7 protein-coding genes and 1 riboswitch are annotated in these 7,052 nt (G+C 64.6%); of the genes, 3 read left to right on the forward strand and 4 right to left on the reverse strand.

Annotation, left to right across the window (positions count from 1 at the left end; genetic code table 11):
* Window positions 1–209 precede the first annotated feature (209 nt).
* From AC1DOX_RS29230 to AC1DOX_RS29240, 3 genes are all read right to left on the reverse strand, one after another.
* On the reverse strand, window positions 210–341 hold the full coding sequence (locus AC1DOX_RS29230; protein ID WP_092140208.1) for an entericidin A/B family lipoprotein: 132 nt from the start codon (window positions 339–341) through the stop codon (window positions 210–212).
* Window positions 342–454: 113 nt separating this feature from the next.
* Window positions 455–1,795 carry a GGDEF domain-containing phosphodiesterase gene (locus AC1DOX_RS29235; RefSeq protein WP_441621476.1) on the reverse strand — a complete coding sequence of 447 codons (1,341 nt, stop codon included), beginning with the start codon at window positions 1,793–1,795 and terminating at the stop codon, window positions 455–457.
* A 503-nt stretch (window positions 1,796–2,298) separates the two neighbouring features.
* On the reverse strand, window positions 2,299–3,612 hold the full coding sequence (locus AC1DOX_RS29240) for a hemolysin family protein (protein ID WP_441621478.1): 1,314 nt from the start codon (window positions 3,610–3,612) through the stop codon (window positions 2,299–2,301).
* A gap of 405 nt (window positions 3,613–4,017) precedes the next feature.
* Between AC1DOX_RS29240 and AC1DOX_RS29245 the strand changes: the two genes are divergently transcribed.
* From AC1DOX_RS29245 to AC1DOX_RS29255, 3 genes are all read left to right on the forward strand, one after another.
* Window positions 4,018–4,896 carry a helix-turn-helix domain-containing protein gene (locus tag AC1DOX_RS29245; RefSeq protein ID WP_441621480.1) on the forward strand — a complete coding sequence of 293 codons (879 nt, stop codon included), beginning with the start codon at window positions 4,018–4,020 and terminating at the stop codon, window positions 4,894–4,896.
* Window positions 4,897–4,964: 68 nt separating this feature from the next.
* A riboswitch (FMN riboswitch) is annotated at window positions 4,965–5,126 on the forward strand.
* Between the two features lie 126 nt (window positions 5,127–5,252).
* Complete coding sequence (gene ribB, locus AC1DOX_RS29250; RefSeq protein WP_441621482.1) at window positions 5,253–5,951, forward strand: 3,4-dihydroxy-2-butanone-4-phosphate synthase; 699 nt, start codon at window positions 5,253–5,255, stop codon at window positions 5,949–5,951.
* Between the two features lie 217 nt (window positions 5,952–6,168).
* Entirely contained in the window at window positions 6,169–6,771 is a 603-nt protein-coding gene (locus AC1DOX_RS29255; RefSeq protein ID WP_441621484.1) for a surface-adhesin E family protein, read from the forward strand.
* On the opposite strand, the gene AC1DOX_RS29260 is transcribed toward AC1DOX_RS29255, so the two are convergent.
* A partial coding sequence (locus AC1DOX_RS29260) for a hypothetical protein (RefSeq protein WP_477101527.1) occupies window positions 6,741–7,052 on the reverse strand: 312 nt, incomplete at its 5' end. The two genes, AC1DOX_RS29255 and AC1DOX_RS29260, sit on opposite strands and share 31 nt — an antisense overlap.

The following is a 7,052-nucleotide window of genomic DNA, read 5'->3' on the forward strand; positions in this document are numbered from 1 at the left end:
GCGCAATGTCCGCATGCGGGGCGTTACTCAGTAAACGCCCCGGAGCCGGCAGGTTTGTGCGGCCCTGGTAAAAAATACAAAGCCGGCCCGGAATGACGTGTCACGACACAAGTCATTCCGTGCCGGCTTCGTTGTTGGCGCCAGCAGGCCAGAAGGTGTTGGCGGAAACGAAAAGGGCGCCGGGGGGCGCCCACTTCATAACTGCCTGATTACTTGGACTTCTCAGCCGAGCTTTCGAGCTTTTGGCCGCCCTTCTGAACGTCCTGGCCGAGGCCGGCCATGGTGTTGCAACCTGCCAGCAACGTGGCAAACAGTACGCACCAGATCCATCCTTTTTTCACGAGGGGCTCCTTTCATGGATAGTAAGAAGTGGCCACATTCTAACGTCCACCCGCTGACTGTCGATGCAGGATGTGTGCCAATTTGTAATTAGGAAAATGTCTGACAGACGGGGCTAGCCCACGCCGCCGGCTTTCAGCAGGTGGCGCGCGCGATCGACGATGGCGTCGTGGGTCTGCGCCAGCCAGTGCGCCGGGAACGGCTGGGCCAGCAGGTAGCCCTGGATGCCATCGCAGCCCCAGCTACGCACGATTTCCAGTTGCGCGCGCGTTTCCACACCCTTCGCGCAGACCGATACCCCGTGCGAATGGGCGAAGGCACAGGCGGCGCGCAATTGCGCGGCGACTTCCGTCGGGCGATCGGCATGGCCCAGGTGGCGCGCATCGAGCGTGACGAGGTCAGGGCGCACCCGTTCCAGGGCACGGTGGCTGGCTGCATTGTCGGTAAAGTCGCTCAAGGCGATCCGAACGCCGCCATCGCGTAATTCGGCGGCCTTGAGGGCGGTTTCCTCTGTATCGGGCACGATGTCGACTGGCACTTCAACACAAAGCCGGCCGGGCGCAATGTGGAACGCGTCGATGGCGCGCCGCAGCATCTCGATCGTATCCGCGCCCTGCAACTGCGAACTCGACGTCAGGAGCGTGAACTGTACGGGCGCGATCGCCTCTGTCGCCTGCATCAGCGGCAATAGCTGCTGCAGGATCCACTGTCCGATCTGATTCACCATGCCCAGTGCTTCAACGGCCGGGAGGAAGTCCTGCGGCGCCACGCGGCCCAGGATCGGATGCTGCCAGCGCAGGCGCACGGTGTAGGCGGCGATGTCGGCCGTGTCGAACATCGCGCGCGGCTGCAGGTGCAGGCCGAGTTCTCCCCGCGCGAGGGCCTGCGGCAGCGCGGCCATCAGCGCCGCCATGCGCGGCGCGGAGGGCGCCGTGGCGTTGCCGATGCCGTCGCCCCCACGACGGCTGACTTGCAGCATGGCGTCGAAGGCCTGCTGGAGACTGCGCTCGGTGGCACTGTCGGGATGATCCATCGCGGCGCCGATGCTGCACGACAGGAACAACTCGAAGCCGTCGACGGTATAGGGCTGCCCCAGCACTGCGGCAATCGACCTGCTCAGACAGTTGGCGTCATCGGTGCCATCGGGAAGGACGCATGCAACGCCCAGGTCCGCGGGCCCAAGCCAATGCATGACCGCGGGCATCGCAGCCAGGCCGGCGACACGCGACTTGACCTGCGCGCGCAGCTTGTTGGTCCGCGCAGGGCCGAGGGTTTCGCGGGCGTTCTGAAAGCGGTCCAGGCGAATGATGAGGACCGCCAGCGGATGGGCGGTGCCGACCTCTGCGCGATGCTCATCCAGCGCGGCAATAAATGCGGCGGGCTGGATGTTGGCAGGTTGGATAGTCTCTCTGCCACCCACGCCCATGGGTGGGGTGTCGTTGGTGTCAGGATCCATCAATGGCTCTTGCGGGCAGCGTGTTCATGGTGTGCAGATGCCGCCGGCGGTACCCGGACTGCGTTCCCGTTTATACGAAATTTCTGCGGTGCGCTGGATGGGCGCAGCTCGTTTTTCTTTTAAGTGACTGTGTAGAACTGCGTATGCAACTGCAAGGCCAAATCATACGGCAGCGCTGCGCAAACTAGCAGAACGACGATGCCCGCGTGCACGGTCCGTCGCAATGTTGTTTGATTCCCGACAACGGATGAATTGTCGCCACCTTTGTTGACTTGACCGGCTAATACAAATAGCGCTAAGGCGGCGAGAGGCGCATGGTCGCTCTAGACGTGTCAGCTGGAGGTGGTAGCCGAAAACGAGCCGTGGCGGGAGGGGAGGCGGGGAAGGAAGGAGGTCAGCAAGACCCGGGGTGGAGTCCCCCGGGCGGCCAGCAAAGGTGGCGCGGAAAGGCGAGCGGACGCGTGGCACGCCCGTCGCCGCGGTATACCGTTAGAGGTTGGCGGTTAGCCCGTGGTTTCGGACTCGGGACCGTCTTCGGGGGGGACCCGGGAGGCAAGCACCTTGTCTATGCGCTTGCCATCCATGTCGATGATCTCGAATTTCCAGTCAGCCCATTGCACCATGTCGGTTGTCTGGGGCAGCCGGCCCAGCAGCAGGAGCAGCATGCCGGACAGCGTGTGATAGCGCTCCTTGTCTTCCTCTGGCACTGCGCGTAAACCAAGCCGGTCCTTGAGCTCGGGAATGGGGATCAGGCCGTCGAGGAGCCACGTGCCGTCATCGCGTTGCACCGCCCACTCCTCGCCGGCCGCGTCGGGCTTGAATTCACCCGTGATGGCCTCGATCAGGTCCTGCAGGGTCACCAGGCCCAGCACCTCGCCGTATTCATCGATAACGAATGCGATCTGTCCGCCCGACGATCGGAAATTCTCGAGCAGTTCCATGCCCGTCACGCTTTCCGGCACGAAGACCGCCGGCTGGAGCACGGTCGTCAGCTCGGCCTTTTCGCCGCGCAGGTGACGCGCCAGCAATTGGCGCGCGCTGACGACGCCCAGGATGTCATGCATGCCGCCACGCACCACCGGGAAGCGCGAGTGATCGGTTTCCTCGATGCGGCGCAGGGTTTCCTCTTCGCCCTGTTCGACGTCCAGGAAGACGACGTCGCCGCGCGGCACCATCAGCGAAGCCAGTTGGCGGTCGTCGAGGCGAAACACGTTGCGCACCATGGTGTGCTCGTGATGCTCGATCACGCCTGCCTCCGAGCCTTCCACCAGCAGCGCGTGGATTTCATCTTCCGTCACGGCGGGGCCGCGGTTGGTGTTGACGCCCAGCAGGCGCAACATCAGCCGCGTGGAGCCGCCCAGCAGCTTGACGAACGGTGTGGACGCCACGCCGAGGAACGCGATCGGACGGGACACCATGCGCGCAATGGCTTCCGGTGCCAGTTGTCCAAGGCGCTTCGGCACCAGCTCGCCCAGCACAATCGAGAAATAGGTCAGGCCTGCCACCACGATGGCGGTGGCGACATAGCCGGAGGTGGTGGCAGATAGCCCGAATCCCTGCAGCCAGCCGCCGAGCGGCGCGGCGAGCGTCGATTCACCGACCACGCCGTTCAGCACACCGATCGACGTGATGCCGATCTGCACCGTGGAGAGGAAACGCGTGGGGTCCTCCCCGAGCTTGACGGCCTCCATGGCGCCGCGGTCGCCGTCGTCTATCAGTCGCTGCAGCCGGGCCTTCCGGGCCGTGACGAGCGCGATTTCCGACATGGCGAACAGGCCGTTAAGCAGAATGAGCGCCAGTAATATGGCAATTTCCATCAGGTTGCACGCCCTATGCGCACAGGTATTGAAAAATCAGAGCATACCATCCGACTATGACGTTTCTCGTCGCCGGTGACGCAGGCGTCACTGTCGGAGCGCCAGCGGCGTGCGCCGCCGCACGGTGGCTGCATGCGCGCTGGTCGTGGATTCGGTAGCGGCGGGCAGCGGCAGCGGGGAGGCCCAGGCAGGTCGATGCGCAATCAAGCACGGATCATGCCGTGGTCGGGCTGGATATCCCGCACGATTGTGGCGCCATATATGGGCATCGTAGAGGCCATATGCCCACGTCGACATGCGACGAATCTGAAAGGCGTCGTCCTTTATCGCAGCTACCTCCCTGAATGCTGATGATTACCTGCGAGGTAGTCGTCACGCGGCCATTGGCATGCTGTAATGTGAGCCATGGATACCCTGACGCCCGGCTCCGAAGCCGCCCTCGATTTTCCCGGCCTGCTGCGTTACTGGCGTGGCAAGCGTGGCTACAGCCAGCTGGCGCTGTCGCTGGCCGCCGGGGTTTCCCAACGTCATATCAGTTTCCTGGAATCAGGCCGGGCGCGGCCGAGCCGCGAGATGGTGCTGGCCCTGGCGGAGCGCCTGGGGGTGCCGCTGCGGCAGCGCAACCGGCTGCTGCTGGCCGGCGGTTTTGCGCCCGCATACAGCGAACATGCGCTGGCGTCGCCACCCATGCAGATGGTGCGGCAGGCCATTGCGCTGATCCTCGCCAAGCAGGAGCCGTATCCCGCCGTGGTGCTGGACCGATTCTGGAACCTGGTCGATGCCAACACGGCGTACCGCCGCATGCTGGACAAGCTGTTGGCCGGCCGCAGGCCTGCATCGCTCGACACCAACGGCCAGCGCATCAATTTGATGCTGTCCGTCTTCGACCCGAAAGGACTCTGGCCAGTGATCGAGAACGCGCGCCAGGTGGGCCGCTACCTGCTGCACCGGGTCTGGCAGGAACTTCAGGTGCAGGCGCACGACCAGACTGCGCGCGAGATCTTCCGGCGGATCGCCGAATGGCATCCGGACATGGTGGGGCCGGGCGGCGTGCTCCTGGGCGAGGACGACCCGGCGGACGGGTCCCCGCCACCGGTTCTGCCCGTGGCCCTGCATGCCGGCCGTTTCCGCGCGTCGCTGTTTTCCACGCTGACCACGCTGGGCATTCCGCAGGACGTCACCTCGCAGGAACTGCGCATCGAGTGCTTCTACCCGGCAGATGAGGCGACTCGTTCGATCTTCGAAACGATGGCCGACACCCCGTCGCGGACATCGCGACCGTAGACCTGCCGGAAAAGCACAGTCGTGCTAAGATCGCCGGGCCGCCGCGGAAGGCTTCCACGGCGGCATCGTTACGTCTTCAGGGCGGGGTGAAAGTCCCCACCGGCGGTATGCCGCACGCGTCCACGACGCGCTGCGACGAGCCCGCGAGCGCCCGCACTCTCCGTGCGGGGTCAGCAGACCTGGTGAGAGGCCAGGGCCGACGGTCATAGTCCGGATGAAAGAAGATGGGCGGAATCCGTATGGTCTCATGCGCGCGCAATGTCGTCCGTTGCGTGCGGCGGGCCGTCGCTGCTTTTCGCTGATCGTCCCCTGAAACGCCCATTGACCATATGCACGCCTGTGCACGGAGCGTTTCAATGCTGACCCTTACTCAACCTACTCAACCTGCTCAAGCTGTATCCCCCCTTGTCACACCGCCGGCATCGGCCGATGTCGACCTGCGCTCGCTGGATGAGCGCATCGCCCAGGCACTGGAAGCCATGCGCGACGGGCGTCCGGTCGTGCTGCTCGATGACGACGACCGCGAGAACGAAGCGGACCTGATTCTCGCCGCCGAGCGCCTGACCACGGCCAACATGGCGATGATGATCCGCGAGTGCAGCGGCATCGTCTGCCTGTGCCTGACCGCCGAGAAGGTCCGCCAGCTTGGCCTGCGCCCGATGGTGGAGAACAACCGCAGCCAGTACGGCACGGCCTTCACCGTGTCGATCGAGGCACGCGAAGGCGTGACCACCGGCGTGAGCGCGGCGGATCGCATCACGACCATCCAGGCCGCGATTGCCGACGATGCCGGCACGGACGCCGTGGTCAGTCCGGGCCATGTGTTCCCGCTGGTGGCCGTCGACGGTGGCGTGCTGGCCCGCCGCGGCCACACCGAGGGTTCGGTGGAACTGGCCCGCATGGCTGGCATGACGCCCGCTGCCGTGCTCTGCGAGCTGATGAACCCGGACGGCACCATGGCGCGCCGCCCCGAGGCGCTGGCCTTCGCGGAGACATATCAGCTACCGATCCTGACCATTGCGGACCTGGTCGCCTGGCGTGAGATTCACGGTTGATTCCGGGCGGCTGATGCAAGGCTGCCGATTCGGCATGGGGATCGACCAACTTGTCCGGCACGCCTGATTGGACGCGGCTGAACATCGGTTGGCGGGTTATGCGCCGCGCACGACCCGCCTTGTTCAGGGGCGGAATTTGACAGCTCGCAACGTTGAGGCGCATACACGCTGTGCGACAATGCGGGCTGCCTTTTCCCGTCATGACGAGGGTGTCCTCATGTTTTTCCGCGTGTTTTCGCGCCTGGCCCTGGTGGCCGGCGCGTGCTTCAGTGTTGCTGCCCAGGCTGGTCCGGACAGCGCATCTTCCCTCGATACCATTCCCGCTTCGCCGGCCGGCACAGCCTCGAGTGTCCAGCGTCCGGCCGCTGCATCGGGCCAGTACCAGTGCCCGGGCACGAGCGGCGGCACCGTGTTGCGAGCTTCGCCGCGCGACGGCTGCACACTGGTCGCCGCGCCCGACCCCGCAGCCCCGGACCCGCAGCGCTGGTTGCCGCTGATGGGCGCCAACGGCATGATTTCCTATTTCGACCAGACGACGGTACGCCGCCGGGGTCCGGAGGTGGGTGTGGTGCTGGTCCGCAATGCGCCCGCGGGCGTGATCCGGACCACCAGCGGCGAGACCATTCGCTCGTCGCTCAAGCGCCTGGTGCTGAATTGCGCGACGTCGATGTACGCGGTGGTCGAACAGACGCTGTACAGCAAGCGCTATGCGCGTGGGGATTCGCTCTATACGATCCGCGCGTCTCAGGCTGGCATGCCGCAACCGGCGGCATCGGGCAGCATCGCCAGTCAGTTGATGAACCGGCTGTGCCATGGATGACGGCCGGCACCGTGGCTGACTTGGCGCGTCATGCGCGCTGTCTCGATGTTGGCGCTGTGCGATGGCGTGTGTGACAAGGCGGCATGAAACAGGAAGAGGGGCTTCTGAACTGCACCCCAAAAGTTGGACATACTACGCCGCGTACAACGTTGCATACTTTTCACTCCGTCGTCTGAATCATTCGAATTTTCGCTGTCGAGAGCCCCAGGCTGTGGGTCAACCCTGAACACAACGACGATCTCATCCTTGTGGATTTCGACACGCTTGACCAGACCCAATAC

The sequence above is a fragment of the Cupriavidus sp. 01L415 genome (assembly GCF_056400065.1).